Raw genomic sequence first — 16,929 nt, 5'->3', positions numbered from 1 at the left:
GGCAAGGTTGCGCCGATCTCTCGGGCATGTCAAGGAATTTCCTCCAGCGCGAGGGGAGGTTCCTCCGAAGTGGGCAGTGGGGATGCGCTGGGAGCGCGGTGGGAGAGGCTGCGCGGGTGCATATTGCCGGCAGGTTTCAAGAATCTTGCCGAAAGGTCTTGCAAAGTCTTTCATCCATACCGCATCGTCTTGCTACCTGGACGGCCGTCCATCCACCAGTGCCTCTTCGACCCCCGGAGGAAGGTTCACCCGTCATGGAACGTCTGAGGTCACCCCTTAGTGGCCGCGCCGGCGGCCTGCTGCTCGCCGCCGCCGTCGCCGCGTTGGCCCTGCCGGTCGCGATCGCGACCACCACCGCCGCCACCCCCGCCCAGGCCGCCGCCGGGCTCAACAACAGCGAGGTGACGGCCAGCCTGTGGGAGTGGAACTGGCCGTCCGTCTCCGCCGCCTGCACCAACCACCTTGGCCCCGCCGGGTACGGCGCGGTCCAGGTCGCGCCGCCGCAGGAGTCGGTCAGCCTGCCCAACAGCGTCGACGGCGTGCACCCCTGGTACGAGGTGTACCAGCCGGTGTCGTACAAGTTGGAGAGCCGGTTCGGCACCCGCGCGCAGTTCGCCGCGATGGTCACCGCCTGCCACAACGCCGGCGTGCGGGTGTACGTCGACGCGGTCGTCAACCACATGGCCGGCGCGAACAACCCCGAGGAGATCGTCGGGTACGCGGGCACGGACTTCTCCGGCCCCGGCTACAGCTTCCCTGCCGTGCCCTACGGCAACGGGGACTTCCACCGGCCGGGCGACAACTGCCCGACCGGCGGCGGCATCAACGACTGGAACAACGAGGCCCAGGTCACCAACTGCGAGTTGCTGCAGCTGACGGACCTGTACACCGAGAAGGACAGCGTCCGTACGAAGATCGCCGCCTTCCTCAACGACATGATCGGCCTCGGCGTCGACGGCTTCCGGGTCGACGCGGTCAAGCACATCAAGAAGGACGACTTCGCGGCGCTCCTCGGCAAGCTCCACAACACCGTGGCCGAGAACAAGCGCCCGTACATCGCGCAGGAGATCTTCGACGGCGCCAGCAACGACGCGCTGAAGGCGCGGGCGTTCACCGGCAACGGCGACGTGCTCGACTTCGCGTACGCCAAGGGCCTCAGGTCCGCCTTCCAGGGCTCGATCTCCACCCTCGCCAACATCCCGAGCTGGAACCTCGACGCCCCCAGCGCCAACGTCTTCTCCATGGTCACCAACCACGACCTGGAGCGCGACGGGGTCGTGCTGTCCTACAAGAACGGCAGCGACTACACCCTGGCCAACTACTTCGCCCTGGCCTACCCGCACGGCAAGCCCTCGGTCTACGACAGCTTCTCCTGGGGCAACCGCAACCAGTCCCCGCCGGCCAACGGCAGTGGCTACGTCACCGACACCGCCTGCGGCGGCGCCTGGAACTGCCTGACCCAGTCCACCGGCGTCAAGGGCATGGTCGGCTGGGCCAACGCCGCCCGGTCGGTCAAGACCGTCTCCGACTTCACCACCGTCAACAGCAACGTCATCGGCTTCCACCGGGGCGACCGCGCCTGGTTCGGCGTCAACGACTCGGGCAGCGCCTCCACCGCCACGTTCACCACCGGCCTCGCCGACGGCCAGTACTGCGACGTCGTCTCCGGACCCGCCACCGCGTCCGGCTGCGCCGGCGGCACGGTGACCGTCTCCGGCGGTCGGGCCACCGTGTCCATCCCCGCCAACAACGCGGTCGCGATCCACGTCAACGCCCGGCCCGGCGGCGCCACCCCGTCGCCCACCGCGTCGCCCACGGTCACCCCGACGGTCATCCCCACCGACAAGGTCACCACCACCTTCACCGTCGCCGCGACCCCGGCCGCCGACCAGGAGGTCTACGTCGTCGGCAGCATCCCCGCCCTCGGCTCCTGGGCCCCGGCCGGCGCCGTCAAGCTGACCGCGCAGGGCGGCAACACGTACCAGGCGGTGATCGACCTGCCGCAGTCCACACCGGTGGAGTACAAGCTCATCAAGAAGACCGCGGCCGGCGCCGTCACCTGGGAGAGCGGCGCCAACCGCTCCTTCACCACCCCGCAGGGCGGCACCTACACGGTGAACGAGACCTTCCGCGGTGACACCGACACCGGTGGGCAGATCGCCGCCTCGTTCCACGCCACCGTCACCACCTCCTACGGCCAGAACGTCTACGTCGTCGGCAACATCGCGGCCCTCGGCGGCTGGAACCCGGCCAACGCCGTCGCGCTCTCCTCAGCCGACTACCCGGTCTGGCGGGCCACGCTGAACCTGCCCCCGAACACCGCCGTCGAGTACAAGTACCTCAAGAAGAACCCCGACGGCACGGTCACCTGGGAATCCGGCGGCAACCGCACCTTCACCACCCCGGCCTCCGGCACCCGGACCAACAACGACACCTGGAAGTAGTCAGGTATTTGTGACGCCGAGGTGGCCGGCCCCCCCGCGCGACGGGAGCCGGCCACCGCCGTCTCGGCCCCACGGCGGGACCCCCGGGCCCCTGACCCGCCCGGAGCCTCGCACGGCAACGTCCATGGCTCGGGCGACCAGGCTGCCCTCTCCGACGCCGACCACCTCGTCCGCCACTACTATGCCGACACCGGGGCGGCGCTGCTCGGCATCAACCGACTCGGCTGCGACGCCGCCGGCTGGCCGTACGTCCAGTGACCGGTCCGGACGCGGATCGTTGGTCGACGCGCGCCCGCGCCGCCGGCCGGAGCCGAACCCCACCGAGGAGAGCCATGACGATGTCCCCGACCTCCTACTCGTGCCACGTCGAGGGCTTCGGCGAGGTGGCCATCCGGCCCGTGCGGCCGGCCGAGGACATCGACGTGATCCACGACTGGGTCACCCGGGAGCGGTCGCGGTTCTGGGGCATGCGCGACGCCGGCCGCGAGCGGGTGCTGGAGATCTACGAGTACCTGGACTCGCTCGACACCCACCACGCCTATCTGATCCACCGCGACGGCCGGCCGGTGGCGCTCTTCCAGACGTACGAGCCCGGGGCCGACCCGGTGGGGGAGTGCTACGACGTCCGGCCCGGCGACTTCGGCATCCACCTGATGATCGGACCGCCGGACGGCGGCACCGAGCGGGGCTTCACCGCCGTGCTGCTCGACGCCTTCCTCGCCTTCGTGCTCGCCGACCCGGCCCGCCGGCGCATCGTGGCGGAGCCTGACGCGCGCAACGACAAGGCGATCGCCCGGCTGACCCGCGCGGGCTTCGTGCCGGGGCCGCAGATCGACCTGCCGGAGAAGCGGGCCCAACTGCTCTTCCTGGACCGGGCCGCCGCGCTCGGGTGACCCGTAGGCGGGCACCGTCCGGCCCGGTCAGACCGGTGGCCGTCGCCCGAGGGAGAGAAGGCCGTACCGCCTCACACCCGACCGGGAACATTAGGCTAGCCTAACCTCGTGTCGACTGATCACGTCCAGCCGCAGCCGGCGCAGGGTGTCATGACCGAGACCCTGCCCATCGCGCCGTGGCGCCTGTTCGCCGTCGAGGTCCGCGCCGTACGCCGGCTCAGTCCCTCGTTCCTCCGCGTCACCTTCACCGGCCCCGACCTGGACCGGTTCGCGGACAACGGCTACGACCAGCGGGTCAAACTGGCGCTGCCGCTGCCCGGGGAGCGCGGGGTCCAACTTCCCGTCGGCGCCGACTGGTACGTGAGGTGGCGGGCCCTGCCCGAGGACCGGCGCTGCCCGGTGCGCACCTACACCGTCCGGGCGGCCCGCCCGCACCTGGCCGAGGTCGACATCGACCTCGTCCTGCACGGTGACGGCGGTCCGGCCAGCCGGTGGGCCCACCGGGTCCGGCCCGGGGACGAAGCCGCCCTGCTCGGCCCCGACGCCGGCTACCCCGGCGAGCACGGCGGGATCGAGTTCCGGCCCCCGGCGACGGGCCACCTGCTGCTGGCCGGCGACGAGACGGCCGTGCCCGCGATCTGCGCCATCCTGGAACGGCTCCCACCCGACGCCCGGGGCCGGGCGCTGCTGGAGGTGCCGGAGCGGGCCGATGCGCTGTCCGTCCCGGCCCCGGCCGGCGTCGAGGTCGCCTGGCTGCCCCGCGACGGGGGTCCGCACGGCAGCCGCCTGGTTCCCGCCGTCGCCGCGGCGACGGCGGGCCTGCTGCCCGGCCGGACACCGGCCATGGCGGGCCTGCCGTTCGGGCGGACGCCGATCGCCGACGTGGACGTCGACCGGGACTTCCTCTGGGAGGTGTCGCCCTCGGTGGCGCCGGGACCGCTGTACGCCTGGCTGGCGGGCGAGGCCGGTGTGATCCGTACGCTGCGCCGGCACCTGGTCGCCGAGCGGGGGATCGACCGGCGGGCGGTGGCGTTCATGGGCTACTGGCGGCTGGGCCGGGTCGACCCGATCTGACCATGACCGGCGTTGCCGCCACCAGGGCGAGGCGTGTGTCCCGTCCGACTTGAGGTGGCACCTGGTGGCGAGCGCTGAGGGTTCTATCGATAGTCGGCGAAAATTCGACGTTCCACGCCATCAACGGTGATGGCTCCGCCGTGGGGAAGGATCCATTGCGGTCGGGTGTGGCCGAAGGGGATGCCGACGCAGACGACTGCCTCCGGGTTGTAGCGGGCCACGACGTCGACGACCGCTTCGCGCTGCTGCTCGCGTAGCCGTGCCCGATCCGCGGCAGCGGGCCGACGGGTGTGGTCGGAGACCGGCGGACGGGCGAGCAGGACCGCGTCGACGGCGCTGAGGATGCCGCGTTCACCGAGTGAGCGGACGATGAAGCTGACATCGCGCGCAGGGAGGAGCTCTTCCGACGTCTCGATGATCAGCACCCCGCCTTGCAGAATCTCCGGGGGAAATGGGAAGCGTCCCGCCGTCAGGATCCACTGGATGACCTCCAGGCAGCCGCCCCAGGCGGTGCCGGTGACTGCGCGGCGCGGCCCGTACCAGCTCCACGGCTCCGTCGGTTCGCGTTCTCCGGAGTGTTCCAACGCTTGCGGATCGGCCCAATCGATCCCGACATCTTCGGATTCACCCGGATCGGTGATCTCCAGCCGCTCCCCGGTGAGTAGCGCCGCCCGCAGCGACCGGGCGTGGATGTCGTCCACGGCAGGCCCGGGGCCGAGGTGTACCTGGGAGGATCCGCCGTAGAAGCTGGCGATGCCAAGGCCCCAGAGCCAGTGGTGCAGGTTGGTGTTGTCGCTGGTGCCCAGGAACGGCTTCGGATCGGCTCGGGCGAGGTCGGCGTCCAGATGCGGGATGACGGTGATCTGGTCCTCGCCTCCGACGACGGCGAGAATGCCGCGCACCTCGGGATCTGCGAAGGCGGCGTTGATGTCCGCTGCGCGCGCTGCCGCGGTCGCACCCACCTCGCGGGTGGTGGGGTATTCGACCGGAACCAGGCCGGTCACGTCGGCAAGCCGTCGCATGGCCTGCTCGTGGATTCCGGGATAGGCACCTGCTGCGGCGAAGGACGGCGAGAGAACTGCGATGCGGTCCCCTGGGCGTGCCTTCCGAGGAAGAACAAGATCGTGCTCCATGCCGAGATCCAACAGGTGCGCCAGTCCGTACGCATCCCATTTTGGGGTGGATCACCGCGTTGGCCTGGTTTATCGTCGCTGTGTCCGGGGTCAACGGGCGAGCCGTGCCGCGCCTGGGCCGGGACGGCCGGCGAGCAACGTGGTTGGGTTCTGCGGCGGGGCGGCCTATGGTGGCCCCATGCCATCGGCCGCCCCGCTCGCCCGCGTCACCGTCACCGTCGTGACGGCGTCGCCGGCTGCCGCGGGCCGCCGGCGCACGTGGGTGGCCACCCGCCCGGCGGGCGCGCCGTCGCTCGGCGCCGCCCCCATCCACGGGCTGCCGAGCCCGATCCCCAGCGGGCGTGGCCCCCCGCCGGAATATCTCCGACGGGTACGGCCACCAGGGCGAAGCTTCCGGCTTCGGCCCTTTTCTTTTACCCTTTTCCGGAAGGACGCGACATGAGCACCGACATCCAGCGCGCCAGCGGCCAGCAGTGGCTCGCCGACCTGCGCGCGACACTGACCGACGATCACGCGGCCCAGACGGTCCGGCTGACCGAGCTGACCGCCGACACCGGCGACCCGGGCGAGGCGCACACCCGCGCCGCGCTGATCGCGGCGACCCGGATGAGCCTGGAGCGGATCGTCGACGCCCTGCACCGCATCGAGGACGGTCGCTATGGCGCGTGCGAGAAGTGCGGGGCGCAGATCCCGCCGGAGCGGCTGGAGGTCGTCCCGCACGCCCGCTTCTGCGTGCCCTGCCAGCAGAAGCACCACGGCTGACCGAGATCCGCCGGTGGCCGTCGCCGGGTCAGTCGTCGGCGACGGCCACCGGCTCGCCGGCCACGCACCGCAGCTTCAGCTCGTGCTCGCCGCCCGACCCGACGAAGGTGACCTCGACGTCGTCGTCCGGGCCCTGGTCGGCGTCGCCGACCCGGTAGCCCTGCGCGGGCGCCCAGGACACCAGCCGCACCCCGCCCCAGGTGCACTCGGCCACGGCGCTGCCGCCGGCGGTCGCGAAGGCCCGGCGCGCTCCGGCCCCCGGCGACGCGGTCGCCGGGGGCGCGCCCGGCCCGGTGGACGGGCTGCCGCCCGGGGCCGCCGTGCTCGCCTGCGGCGAGGCCAGCGCCCGTTCGACGTCCCGCTGGCTGTGCACCCCGCCCGGGGTGCCGGTGATGCTCTCCCCGACCAGCCGGATCGCGGCCACCCCGACCAGGGTGGCGAGCACGGCGGTGGCCAGCCACCCGGCGAAGGCGAGGGCACGGCGACGACGCATCCCCCGACTATCCCCGATCGAAGGTTGGCGGGAGCGCCGGTCGACGCTAAGAGAGGGTTAAGGAACCGGCCGGCGGCGGTCCCGGCGGCTAGCCTGCATCCTGTGCCCCGCCTGCTGCTCATCGAGGACGACCTGACCATCCGGACGCCGCTGGCGCGGGCGCTGCGGGACCGGGGTCACGCCGTGGCCGCCGCGTCCACCGCGATGGAGGGTCTGCGCGACGCCCTCGACGACCGGCCGGACCTCGTCGTACTGGACCTGGGCCTGCCCGACCTCGACGGGCGGGACCTGCTGCGGATGCTGCGCGCGGTCAGCGCGGTGCCGATCATCGTGGCGACCGCCCGCGACGACGAGACCGAGATAGTCCGGGTCCTCGACGCCGGCGCCGACGACTACGTGGTGAAGCCGTTCACCGCCGCCCAACTGGACGCGCGGGTCCGCGCGGTGCTCCGGCGCGGCGCGGTCCAGGCGGCGCAGGACCCGACGCTGGCGGTGGGCGGGCTGCGGGTCGACCCGCGCTCACGGCAGGTGACCCTCGACGGCACGCCGGTCGAGCTGACCCCGCGCGAGTTCGACCTGCTGCACCACCTCGCCGCCCGGCCCGGCGAGGTGGTCACCAAGCGGGAGCTGCTCACCGAGGTCTGGCAGATCCCGTACGGGGGCGCGGACAAGACCGTCGACGTGCACCTGTCGTGGCTGCGCCGCAAGCTGGGCGAGAGTGCCCAGCAGCCCCGCTACCTGCACACGGTGCGGGGGGTGGGGGTCCGGCTGGAGTCCCCGGGCGGTGTCGGGTGAGGGCGCGGCTGGCGCTGCTGTCCGCCGCGGTCAGCGTGCTCACCCTGGTGGCCTTCCTGGTGCCGTTGGCGCTGCTGGTGCGGGACGTGGCCGAGGACCGGGCCACGGTCCGGGCGACCGCGGACGCGCAGAGCCTGGTGCCGGTGGTGGGTACGGCCGACGCCGCCACCATCCGGCTGACCGCCGAGCAGCTCGCCGCGGAGTCTGGCCGGCCGGTCAGCGTGTTCCTGCCCGGCGACACGGTGCTGGGCACGCCCGTCCCACGTACCCCGGCGGTGGCCCTGGCCGAACGGGGGCGAAGCCTGACCGCGGAGTCGGACGAGGGACGCGAGGTGGTCATCGCCGTGCAGGGCCGGCCGGATGGCACGGGCGTGATCCGGACGGTGGTGCCGCGCGCCGAGCTGACCGCCGGGGTGACCCGGGCCTGGCTGGTGCTGGCCCTGCTCGGGGTGCTGCTGGTGCTGCTCGGGCTGCTGGTCGCCGACCGGCTGGCCCGCACCCTGGTCCGGCCGATCGCCGAGCTGTCCGTGGTGTCGCACCGGCTGGCCAACGCCGAGCTGGACGCCCGGGTGACGCCCGCGGGCCCGGCCGAACTGCGCGAGGTGGCCGGCGCGCTCAACCACCTGGCGGGCCGGATCCAGGTCCTGCTCGCCCAGGAGCGCGAGGAGGTGGCCGACCTCTCCCACCGGCTGCGCACCCCGCTGACCGCGCTCCGCCTGGAGGCCGAGTCGCTGCGCGAGCCGCAGGAGGCGACGCGGATCGCCGCCGCGGTGGACGGGTTGGAGCGGGCCGTGACCGGCCTGATCCGCCAGGCCCGCCGGGACCGGTCGCCGGCCGTCACCGGCGGCGACGCGGCGGCGGTGGTCGCCGACCGGGTGGCGTTCTGGTCGGTGCTGGCCGAGGACACCGGGCGGGAGGTCCGCTGCGACCTTGATCCCGGGCCGCTGCCGGTCACGGTGCCCGCCGAGGAGTTGGCCGCGGCCCTCGACGCGCTGCTCGGCAACGTGTTCGCGCACACCCCGGACGGCACCGCGTTCACCGTCCGGCTCGCCCGCGACTCCGACGGGGTGGTCCTCGTCGTGGTCGACGGGGGCCCCGGCATGCCGCCCGCCACCGTACGCCGGGGAGCCAGCCCGGCCGGGTCCACCGGATTGGGCCTGGACATCGCCCGCCGGGTGGCGGAGGCCGGCGGCGGCCGGCTGGAGCTGCGCACCGCCCCGGGCGGCGGGGCCGAGGTGCGCCTGTGGCTGGCCCCGCCGGCGACCTTAACCGCGCCTTAGCGTTCGTGCAGCGCGCCGCTATCCCGCCACGGCCGATCCTCGACGTAGTAACCGAGGAAAGGTGCACCGAGATGAAGCGCAACTCCCTGATCATGGCGTCCGTCGGCGGCGCGGCGATGCTGGCGGTGGCCGGGGTCGCCCTCGGCGTCACCGCCGCAGACGACCGCGCCGTACCGACCGCCCTGGTCGCCGCCACCGTGGCGCCGGTGGCGACCGGCAGCCCGGACGCCGCCCCCACCTCGGCGCCGGCGACCGGTGCGCCCGCCACCGGTGCGCCCGCCGGCACGGCGACGCCGCCCCCCACCGGCTCGCCCGCCGGCGGGAGCGTCGACGAGCGGCGGGCCGGCGAGATCGCTCTGGCGCGCGCCGGTGGTGGCCGGATCGTCGAGGTCGAGGCCGAGGACGAGGACGGCCGTCAGGTGTGGAGTGTCGAGATCGTCGACGGGCAGACCGAGCACGAGGTCGACGTCGACCGCAACGACGGCGCGGTGGTCAAGGCCGAGCAGGAGCCGGTCGACGATGACGACGATGACGATGACGACGACCGTGACGACAAGGACGATGACGACGACAGCGACGACTGAGCGACGCGGGCCGGACGGGCGGGCCGCTCCCACGCGGGAGCGGCCCGCCCGTCCCCGTCGCACCGACCGCCGTCCTACCCGGCGCGGCGTGGTACCGGGAACTTTTCCGTCGCCGCGACCGACAAACAGTGGTGCGTCGCACCGGGGCGGCGCGCGGAGACAGCCCTCCCACCGCTGGTGGGAGGCGTCAGCCGCCGGAACCGGGCCGGGAGACAGACCACGTGAACGCAACAGCGCCGCGCGCCGTACCGGTCCGCGTGAGCACCGCCGAAGCACACCACCGGGCGGGCGTGGCCATCCGCGCCGGGTCGGGCGGCCGGTCGTGGTGACCGCGGAGGCCGACGACGAGCAGGTGACCCGCTGGGCACGCCTCGCCGGGCAGGGCGACCAGCAGGCCGCCGCGGCGTTCGTCCGGGCCCTGCAACGCCCGGTGTGGCGGTTCCTGGCCCACCTCGCCGGGCCGGGGGAGGCCGACGACCTGACCCAGGAGACGTTCCTGCGGGCGCTGCGCAGCCTGCCCGGCTTCGCCGGCCGCTCCTCGGCCCGCACCTGGCTGTTCACCATCGCCCGCCGGGTCGCCGTCGACCACGTCCGGGCGGCGGTGACCCGCCCGCGTACCGCGGCCCTGCCGGACTGGCGCACGGCGGCGGAGGGTGTGGGCGCGGTCGAACCCGCGGCCGACGACGGCGTCGCCCTGCACCGGCTGATCGCCGCTCTGGCCCCGGAGCGACGGGTGGCGTTCGTGGCCACGCAGGTGGCCGGCCTGTCCTACGCGGAGGCCGCCCAGGTGTGCGGCTGCCCGGTCGGCACGATCCGCTCCCGGGTGGCGCGGGCGCGCGAGGACCTCGTGGCCGCCTGGCACGCCGACGCCCACCCGGCCCGCCCGACCAGCGCCGGCTGAGTTCCCGGCGGGCGGCCGGGAGACCGCCGACGCCTGCCCGACCCGCTGAGCCCTTGGGCACCGCCGACGACCCCGCCCGCCGAGGGCCGGCCTTCAGGCGGCCCGGCGGTCGCTGGCCTGCGCGGCGTACGGCTGCGGTGGCACCAGGCGCAGCGGGGCCGGCTGCTCGGGCTGGTCCGGCTCGACCCGCCAGCGGGATGCCCGCGACCGTCCCTGCCCCGGCGCCGGATCACCCGGGCGGAGCCGGGGCCGCGACAGCAGCACGGTGAGCACCCAGCCGACCACCAGGAAACCGTGGCTGACCAGCCGGGACGCGGCCACCTGGCCGGTCATCAGGTCGTTCACCGACAGCAGCACCAGCGTCGCGACGAAGGCGCTGAGCATCGGCAGCACCCCGGCGGGCGCAAACCGCCGCGCCGCGACGAACAGGAACCCGGCGCCGACGGCGACGTTCCACGCCGCCGACTCGTGCCACAGGTGCTGGCCGGCGGCGTGCGCGTGCGCGACGACCGCGCCCCGACCGACCTGAGTCAGCCCGAGCACCAGTTGCACGGCGCCGACCAGGCCCAGCGCGGCCCGCAACCCGGCCACCAGCCGGCCCCGCCGGGCGGGCGTCCACCGGCGGGGGGAAGCCCCGGCCGGGACGGCGGCGAGGACCGCGTCGGCCAGGTCGGGCCCCGGCGACACCAGCCGGGTACGCGCCCGCCGCGTCACCGCCGCCGCCGCGTCGAACCAGGCCGAACAGTCACCGCACGCGTCCAGGTGCCCCTCGGCCGCGGCCCGCTCGGCCAGGGTCTCCTCCCCGTCCAGCTGGGCCGACAGCATCTCCCGCCACTGCTCACACCGCATGTACCGATAGTCGCTCGCCGGCGGCGTGTGGTTCCCGCCGACGAGCCACGTGTCACGCGGTGCTGCCTCCCGGCGGGGCGGTCGTCATCGGTGAGCCGCTGCTCGACGACGAGCGCGCCCCCGCCCTCGGTCGGCAGCCGCAACGCCGCCCGCCCCCGCCCGGCTCACGGCGCGTCCGGCGGCTTGTACGCGGTGACCAGCTCCCAGCCGCCGGGCAGCACCCGCACCCGGGTGAAGCCGACCTCCTCGAGCAGGCCGGTGTAGAACTCCACCTCCCGCAGCCGGCTGACGCAGCTGTCGACGCCGATGAGGAAGTAGCTCCAGAAGAACTGCATCGCCAGCCGGTCCGGGGTGCGGAACTCCTCGCAGATCAGCAGGAGTCCGCCCGGCGCGAGCGCGGCGTACGCCTTCTCGACCAGCGTGCGGGCCACGTCGTTCGGCCAGTCGTGCAGCACCCGCACGAACGCCAGCGCGTCGTAGCCGCCCGGCAGCGGCTCGGCGAGGAAGTCGCCGCCGACGAACCCCAGCCGTTCCGGGTGCCCGCAGCGGGCCCGCGTCAGCTCCACCAGCGGCGCCACCGCCGGCAGGTTGTACACGTCGGCCCGCAGCCCCGGGGCGTCGTCGAGCACCCGGGCGGCGAGCGTGCCGTCGCCGCCGCCGACGTCGAGCAGGCGGCGCCGGTCCGGCCACAACCGGTCGGCGTGCCGGTGGACCGTCTCGAGCACCGGGCCGAGGCCGACGGCCATGCTGCGCTCGAAGGCGGCGGTCTGCTCGTCGTCGCGCGGCGGCCACGCGAAGTCGTCGTCGGTCATGCCGGCGTCGCCGCGCAGGCTCTCCGCGAGCCGGCCGTGCAACCGCCGCCACGGGTACCGGTCCCGGTCCCGCTCGATCGCGTCCGGCCCGGCGACCGCCGCCACGGCGTCGCGCAGCCCGGGCACGGCCCGGTAACGGGCCGCGGTGATGTCGTCGCCGGGCTCGTCCCGCTCGACGAACCCGAGGCTCTCCAGGCAGTCCAGGAACTTGTACAGCCGCAGCGGCCGCACCCCGAACTTCTCGGCGAGCTCACCGAGGACGGCCGGGCCCGGCTCCAGCACGTCGAGCAGGCCCATGGTGAGCGCTGTCTCCAGCACGTCCATGGCCTTGGTGCCGTTGGCGAGCAGGCTCATCAGCGCCCGCGGCGACAGCGTGACGGTCATCGACCCAGCTCCTCTTCCAGTGCGTCCATGAACGCGTCGACCTCGTCGAGGGTGTTGTAGACGTGCGGGCCGACCCGCAGGTAGCCCCGCCAACTGCAGATCACGTCCCGCGCGGCCAGCCGTCGCTTGACCGCCTCACCGTCTGGGACGTCCAGGCACACGACGCCGCCGCGCCGATGCAGCTCGGTCGGGCTGACCACCGTGATGCCGGCGGCAACGGCGCGGGCCAGGATCCGGGAGGTGCACGCCAGGGAGTGCTCCCGGATCGCGGCGATGCCCACGCCGGCCAGCAGGTCCAGGCCGACCTGGGAGACCAGCGAGGTGAGCGGGAACGGGGTGCCGCCGGCGAACCGCTGGGCGCCGGCGGCCCAGCCGGTCGACGGCCGGAAGGTCAGCGCCCGGTCACCGGCCTGCCAACCGGTCGCCGCCGGCTCCAGGGTCGGCGTCAGGTCCGGGCGGACGTACAGGAAGGCCGTGCCGACCCCGCACAGCCACTTGTGCGCGCCGCCGAGGACGACGTCGACACCGAGGGCCGTCACGTCCAGCGGCATGACCCCGACGCTCTGGAAGGCGTCCACCACCACCAGGGCGCCCACGTCGTGGGCGCGCGCGACCAGGCGGGGCAGGTCGACGGTGGCCCCGGAGGAGAAACTGGCGTGCGGCACGCACACCAGCAGCGTCCGCTCGTCGACGCGCCGGACGAGCGCGTCCTCGTCGAAGCCGGGGCCGCCGGTGCCGACCACGTCGAGCCGGGCGCCGTAGCGGCGGAACGCGTTCCACACGAACGGCACGGCCGGGAACTCCAGGTCGGTGATGACGACCCGGTCGCGCGGCGGGCGGTAGTCGAAGCAGGACGCGATCCGGCCGAGCAGGATGCTCAGGTTCGCGTCGGTGACCACGCTGCCCGGCGGGGCGCCGATGAACGCGGCCAGCCCGTCGGCGTACCGGTCGAGGCCCTCGTGCCAGCCCTGCCACACGTCGTCCCGCCAGGTGCGCAACGTGTCCCAGTAGCCGGTGAGCACGCCCTGCGCCGCCCGTGGCACCGCGCCGGTCGAGTTGTTGTTCAGGTAGAGGCAGGTCTCCAGCAGGGGGAACTCGGCGCGCAGCGCGGCATGCGCGGCGGCGTCGAGACGCCGCGGCCCGCCGATCGCGGGTTCCAGTTCGGGTGCGCTCACTCGGGACAGCCTCCACTCGGTTCGGACGGGGCCGCCGGGTCGGGGTCGGCGGCGACGGCGGTGAAGACCGGGATCGTCCGGACCTCGGCCAGGTAGGGTGTCCCCTCGGTGTAGCCGGTGCCGGGCCGCTCGCCGAGCATCCGGACCGCCAGCCGGTGGTGGGTGCGGCGCCAGTGCAGCACCGTCGCGGCGAACTCGCGCATCCGTAGCTCCACCAGGGCTCGGTCCGCCCCGGCCAGCCGGCCGTCGCGGACGGCCGCCCGCAGCGCCGCGTCGACCGACGGCCCTCCGGTGCGCGCCCGGTCGCGCAGCTCGGGCACCGACCGGTAGGCGGCCGAGTCCAGCCGGGACCCCTCGGGGGTACGGCACAGCGACTCCATCAGCTTGTAGGAGCGGGACTGGATCGCGCTGGCCCCCTCGGTGTACGCCCGGAACGTCCGGAACGACTCCGGCTGCATACTCGCCAGCAGCGAGAACAGGGGTGCGGCCGAGGAGAGCTGGTCCCGGGCGTACCCCAACCGTTCCGCCGCCACGACGGCCCGGCCCGCGTCGATCGCGTCGATCGTCGCGCGCAGCTCGTCGGCGAGCCCGGCGAAGACGCACTCGTAGGCCTGGAGCACCCGGATGAACAGGTACTCGTCGTGCGACAGGTACACCGGCAGCATGCTCAGCCGCAGCGCCCGCTCCTCGGCGGCGCTGCGGTCGGCGGCGGCGAGGGCGTGCAGCGCCGCGGCGGCCGCCGCCGGCTGGGGATCGTCGACGGTCAGGCCCAGGCGGGACACCGCGGGGGAGACGGCCCGGACGCCCAGCCGGTGGCGCTTGGCCACCAGCGCCGGCCCGGGCCGCTGCTCAGGTAGCAGCTCGGTGGTGCCGGCGGCGGCGGCCAGCTCGAACGCCAGCGCGTCGGCGACCAGGTGCACGAGGAGCCGGTCGCGGCCCTGGCGGGTGGCGGCCCGCTCCGTCACCGAGCCGCCACCGCCGTCGCCGCAGGGCAGCCCGAGCAGGCGCAACGCGAGGTAGCTGCGGTAGTCGTACCGACCGTCCCACTTGTCGAGCGCGACGTCGAGGAAGTCGCGCAGCAGCCGGACGGGCCCGGAGTCCGCCGGCCCGGCGCCGGCCGCCCGGGCGGCGACGTGCGCCCTCGCCTCGTCGAGGAGAGCGAGCAGCCCCTTTCCGACGAAATGTTTGCCGGTCCGGTGGAACTCAGCCATCACCGGGAGGTAGGGAAAACTGTCGGGATCGGCCCCCCCGGACAGCCAGCTCGTCAGCTCGCGCACGAACCGCACCTCGACATTACAATTATGTGAAACACGGACGGTGACGTTTCGGCGAATTTCGGTCCGGCAGGATTCTTCAGGGCCGCTCCGGGTGGGAAATGCCCTCGGCCGGCGTGGCGGGGGCGACGCGTGCCTGCCACAGTTCCGGGAAGAACCGGTGGTCGATCAGCCTGGCGAGCATGTTGGCCGGGCTGCCCTCGGTGCCGGCGACGCCGTGGCCGCCGACCCGGATCGCGGCCTGGTAGTGCCGCACCCGCCAGAACGCGACCCGCTCGTCCCACTCGACCATGGCCTCGGCCAGCCGGTGCGCCGGGTCCGTCGGGTCCCCCCGGAGCAGCCTCGACAGGTCGGTCCCGCGCCGTGCGAGGTGGTCGGTGAAGGCCCGGTCGAGCTTCCTGCTCCCGGCCTGCACCCCGCGCCAGCCGGGCGACTCGGCGCCGGATCCGGTGCCGAGCGCCGGTTGCATCGCCTGGAAGGCTGCCGGGGGCAAGTGCCGGAACATCTCCAGCTGGTCGGTGACCAGCCGGACCCCGAGCGTCGCCCTGGCCAGCAGCGGCTCCGCCGCCGCAGGCTCGTCGGCGGCCACCCGGGCGCCCGCCTCGGCCAGCTCGGCCCCCGCCAGCTTCAGCCACAGCTCGGTTGACTGGTGCACCACCTGGAAGAGCAGTTCGTCGCGGTGGATCATCTGCTCCGGGGGGCGCTGGAGCTCCAGCAGCGCGTCCGTGCGCATGTAACGCGCGTAGTCGGTGGCGCCGTCGCCCGGCAGCACGGGTGAATGGTCCCGCTTCACGGAATAGTTTCCCTTCGATCGGTGTCGGTGCCCCCCGCACTCGACCCGAGGCTGATCGACGGCAGCCATTATTGAACGGCGAATGGCAATGTGTCACGCCCTGGTGGCAGACCGTCCCGCAGCGTCACCAATGGGTCCGTCTCCGCTGTTTTCATGGCAATTACCGCGTCGTTTAGCACAGTAATCCATCGCAGTCAATCCCTGGCGCGTCCGGCCGATGGGGCCAGGCCCGGAATCCGCACCGGCGCCGGAGAGCCGGCGCGGATTCCGGGCAGGCAGGAAGATGATCGCGGTGCCCGCCCGGCGGTACGGTGCTCGCCGTGACCGCTGTCGACCGCACCGCCCCCGGCCCGCACCCCGAGGGCCCCGTCGCCGTGCTCGCCAACCCGACGGCCGGCCGCGGGCGGCACCGGGGACTGCTGCCCGGCCTGCTGGAGCGGTTGGCCCGGGCGGGCCGGCCGGTGCGCCTGCTGGAGGCGTACACGGCCGACCAGGCGGAACGGGCGTGCCACGCGGCGCTGGCCGACGGGATCGCCGCGCTGGTGACGGTGGGCGGGGACGGGACCGTGCACCGGGGACTGCAGGCGGTCGCCGCGACGACCGTGCCGTTCGGGGTGGTGCCGGCCGGCACCGGCAACGACTTCGCCGCCGACACCGGCTTCCCCACCGACCCGCTCGCCGCCGCGGATGCGATCGCCGACGCCCTGCGGGCCGGCCGGACCAGCCCGGTCGACCTGGCCCGGATGACCCGGCCGGACGGCCCGCCCCGCTGGTACGGGGCGGTGCTCGCCGCCGGGTTCGACGCGATCGTCAACGAGCGGGCCAACCGGATGCGCCACCCGCGCGGCCCCCGCCGGTACGACCTGGCGATCCTGGTCGAGCTGGCCCGGCTACGCCCCCGCCGGTACACGCTGCGCCTCGACGGCGAGCCGTTGCAGGTCGACGCGGTGCTGGTCGCGGTCGGCAACTGCGCCAGCTACGGCGGCGGGATGCGGATCTGCCCGGACGCGAACCCGACCGACGGGCTGCTCGACGTGGTGGTCGGCGGCCGGTTCGACCGGCGCACCCTGATCCGGGTGAAGCCGCGCATCTACCGGGGCACCCACGTCCAGCATCCGCTGGTGAGCAGCCACCGGGCCCGGACGGTGGAACTGGCCGCCGAGGGCATCACCACGTACGCCGACGGGGAGCGCGCCCTTGACCTGCCGGTGACCGTCACCGCCGTGCCGGGCGCGGTCCGGCTGCTGCGGTGACCAGGGGCGAGCCGGTGGCCCCGCCGACCG

General features: G+C 74.1%; 17 protein-coding genes. 10 read left to right on the top strand and 7 right to left on the bottom strand.

The genetic code is table 11. From position 1 onward, the window contains the following. The first annotated feature begins 254 nt into the window (after positions 1 to 254). From OG559_RS28200 to OG559_RS28185, 4 genes are all read left to right on the top strand, one after another. Positions 255 to 2,444, top strand: coding sequence for a carbohydrate-binding module family 20 domain-containing protein (locus tag OG559_RS28200; RefSeq protein WP_405109233.1), 2,190 nt, complete (start codon positions 255 to 257; stop codon positions 2,442 to 2,444). A 21-nt stretch (positions 2,445 to 2,465) separates the two neighbouring features. Then, positions 2,466 to 2,702: a hypothetical protein gene (locus OG559_RS28195; RefSeq protein WP_405109230.1), complete on the top strand. Its 237-nt coding sequence runs from the start codon at positions 2,466 to 2,468 to the stop codon at positions 2,700 to 2,702. An 80-nt stretch (positions 2,703 to 2,782) separates the two neighbouring features. Further along, entirely contained in the window at positions 2,783 to 3,337 is a 555-nt protein-coding gene (locus OG559_RS28190; protein ID WP_405117047.1) for a GNAT family N-acetyltransferase, read from the top strand. A 150-nt stretch (positions 3,338 to 3,487) separates the two neighbouring features. Then, positions 3,488 to 4,411 carry a siderophore-interacting protein gene (locus tag OG559_RS28185; protein ID WP_405117045.1) on the top strand — a complete coding sequence of 308 codons (924 nt, stop codon included), beginning with the start codon at positions 3,488 to 3,490 and terminating at the stop codon, positions 4,409 to 4,411. Between the two features lie 83 nt (positions 4,412 to 4,494). Here OG559_RS28185 and OG559_RS28180 read toward each other — a convergent pair whose 3' ends face one another. Beyond that, on the bottom strand, positions 4,495 to 5,544 hold the full coding sequence (locus tag OG559_RS28180; RefSeq protein ID WP_405109228.1) for an LD-carboxypeptidase: 1,050 nt from the start codon (positions 5,542 to 5,544) through the stop codon (positions 4,495 to 4,497). 438 nt (positions 5,545 to 5,982) lie between these two features. On the opposite strand from OG559_RS28180, the gene OG559_RS28175 reads away from it, so the two are divergent. Next, a complete protein-coding gene (locus OG559_RS28175; RefSeq protein WP_405109225.1) occupies positions 5,983 to 6,306 on the top strand; it encodes a TraR/DksA family transcriptional regulator in 324 nt (107 codons plus the stop codon). A 28-nt stretch (positions 6,307 to 6,334) separates the two neighbouring features. Here the strand turns inward: OG559_RS28175 and OG559_RS28170 are convergent, their stop codons facing one another. Continuing rightward, positions 6,335 to 6,799: a septum formation initiator gene (locus tag OG559_RS28170; protein ID WP_405109222.1), complete on the bottom strand. Its 465-nt coding sequence runs from the start codon at positions 6,797 to 6,799 to the stop codon at positions 6,335 to 6,337. A gap of 102 nt (positions 6,800 to 6,901) precedes the next feature. Here OG559_RS28170 and OG559_RS28165 point away from each other — a divergent pair, with 102 nt between their 5' ends. The 4 genes from OG559_RS28165 (at position 6,902) to OG559_RS28150 (ending at position 10,359) form a co-directional block, all read left to right on the top strand. Continuing rightward, positions 6,902 to 7,594, top strand: a complete 693-nt coding sequence (locus OG559_RS28165; protein WP_405109219.1) for a response regulator transcription factor — start codon at positions 6,902 to 6,904, stop codon at positions 7,592 to 7,594. Further along, the gene (locus tag OG559_RS28160) at positions 7,591 to 8,874 is read left to right on the top strand and encodes a sensor histidine kinase (RefSeq protein WP_405109217.1); all 1,284 of its coding nucleotides are present in this window, start codon (positions 7,591 to 7,593) and stop codon (positions 8,872 to 8,874) included. Before OG559_RS28165 ends, OG559_RS28160 begins: the two co-directional genes overlap by 4 nt. Before the next feature lie 71 nt (positions 8,875 to 8,945). Beyond that, positions 8,946 to 9,458: a PepSY domain-containing protein gene (locus OG559_RS28155; protein WP_405109215.1), complete on the top strand. Its 513-nt coding sequence runs from the start codon at positions 8,946 to 8,948 to the stop codon at positions 9,456 to 9,458. Positions 9,459 to 9,783: 325 nt separating this feature from the next. Further along, positions 9,784 to 10,359: a sigma-70 family RNA polymerase sigma factor gene (locus OG559_RS28150; RefSeq protein WP_405117042.1), complete on the top strand. Its 576-nt coding sequence runs from the start codon at positions 9,784 to 9,786 to the stop codon at positions 10,357 to 10,359. Between the two features lie 93 nt (positions 10,360 to 10,452). Here the strand turns inward: OG559_RS28150 and OG559_RS28145 are convergent, their stop codons facing one another. The 5 genes from OG559_RS28145 to OG559_RS28125 form a co-directional block, all read right to left on the bottom strand. After that, positions 10,453 to 11,208, bottom strand: a complete 756-nt coding sequence (locus tag OG559_RS28145; protein ID WP_405109212.1) for a zf-HC2 domain-containing protein — start codon at positions 11,206 to 11,208, stop codon at positions 10,453 to 10,455. Positions 11,209 to 11,372: 164 nt separating this feature from the next. Further along, on the bottom strand, positions 11,373 to 12,404 hold the full coding sequence (locus OG559_RS28140) for a methyltransferase (RefSeq protein ID WP_405109209.1): 1,032 nt from the start codon (positions 12,402 to 12,404) through the stop codon (positions 11,373 to 11,375). Continuing rightward, a complete protein-coding gene (locus OG559_RS28135) occupies positions 12,401 to 13,579 on the bottom strand; it encodes an aminotransferase class V-fold PLP-dependent enzyme (protein ID WP_405109207.1) in 1,179 nt (392 codons plus the stop codon). The genes OG559_RS28140 and OG559_RS28135 overlap by 4 nt, the downstream gene beginning before the upstream one ends. Continuing rightward, on the bottom strand, positions 13,576 to 14,856 hold the full coding sequence (locus OG559_RS28130; RefSeq protein WP_405109205.1) for a hypothetical protein: 1,281 nt from the start codon (positions 14,854 to 14,856) through the stop codon (positions 13,576 to 13,578). The genes OG559_RS28135 and OG559_RS28130 overlap by 4 nt, the downstream gene beginning before the upstream one ends. A 76-nt stretch (positions 14,857 to 14,932) precedes the next feature. Continuing rightward, positions 14,933 to 15,646 (bottom strand): tryptophan 2,3-dioxygenase family protein, encoded by a 714-nt coding sequence (locus OG559_RS28125; RefSeq protein WP_405109202.1) that lies wholly within the window; start codon positions 15,644 to 15,646, stop codon positions 14,933 to 14,935. A 320-nt stretch (positions 15,647 to 15,966) separates the two neighbouring features. On the opposite strand from OG559_RS28125, the gene OG559_RS28120 reads away from it, so the two are divergent. Further along, on the top strand, positions 15,967 to 16,899 hold the full coding sequence (locus OG559_RS28120) for a diacylglycerol kinase (protein ID WP_405109199.1): 933 nt from the start codon (positions 15,967 to 15,969) through the stop codon (positions 16,897 to 16,899). The last annotated feature ends 30 nt before the right edge of the window (positions 16,900 to 16,929 follow it).

Source organism: Micromonospora sp. NBC_01405 (assembly GCF_045040155.1).
In the GTDB taxonomy this organism is placed as follows: domain Bacteria; phylum Actinomycetota; class Actinomycetes; order Mycobacteriales; family Micromonosporaceae; genus Micromonospora.
Note: the sequence above shows the minus strand (reverse complement) of the source record. Positions and strands in the feature narration are given on the sequence as shown.

Excerpts from the sequence above, each read along its gene's own strand:
- OG559_RS28190 (WP_405117047.1), top strand. The coding sequence starts at position 2,783 with ATGTCCCCGACCTCCTACTCGTGCCACGTCGAGGGCTTCGGCGAGGTG.
- OG559_RS28140 (WP_405109209.1), bottom strand. The coding sequence starts at position 12,404 with ATGACCGTCACGCTGTCGCCGCGGGCGCTGATGAGCCTGCTCGCCAAC.
- OG559_RS28180 (WP_405109228.1), bottom strand. The coding sequence starts at position 5,544 with ATGGAGCACGATCTTGTTCTTCCTCGGAAGGCACGCCCAGGGGACCGC.
- OG559_RS28185 (WP_405117045.1), top strand. The coding sequence starts at position 3,488 with ATGACCGAGACCCTGCCCATCGCGCCGTGGCGCCTGTTCGCCGTCGAG.
- OG559_RS28175 (WP_405109225.1), top strand. The coding sequence starts at position 5,983 with ATGAGCACCGACATCCAGCGCGCCAGCGGCCAGCAGTGGCTCGCCGAC.
- OG559_RS28170 (WP_405109222.1), bottom strand. The coding sequence starts at position 6,799 with ATGCGTCGTCGCCGTGCCCTCGCCTTCGCCGGGTGGCTGGCCACCGCC.
- OG559_RS28200 (WP_405109233.1), top strand. The coding sequence starts at position 255 with ATGGAACGTCTGAGGTCACCCCTTAGTGGCCGCGCCGGCGGCCTGCTG.
- OG559_RS28145 (WP_405109212.1), bottom strand. The coding sequence starts at position 11,208 with ATGCGGTGTGAGCAGTGGCGGGAGATGCTGTCGGCCCAGCTGGACGGG.
- OG559_RS28155 (WP_405109215.1), top strand. The coding sequence starts at position 8,946 with ATGAAGCGCAACTCCCTGATCATGGCGTCCGTCGGCGGCGCGGCGATG.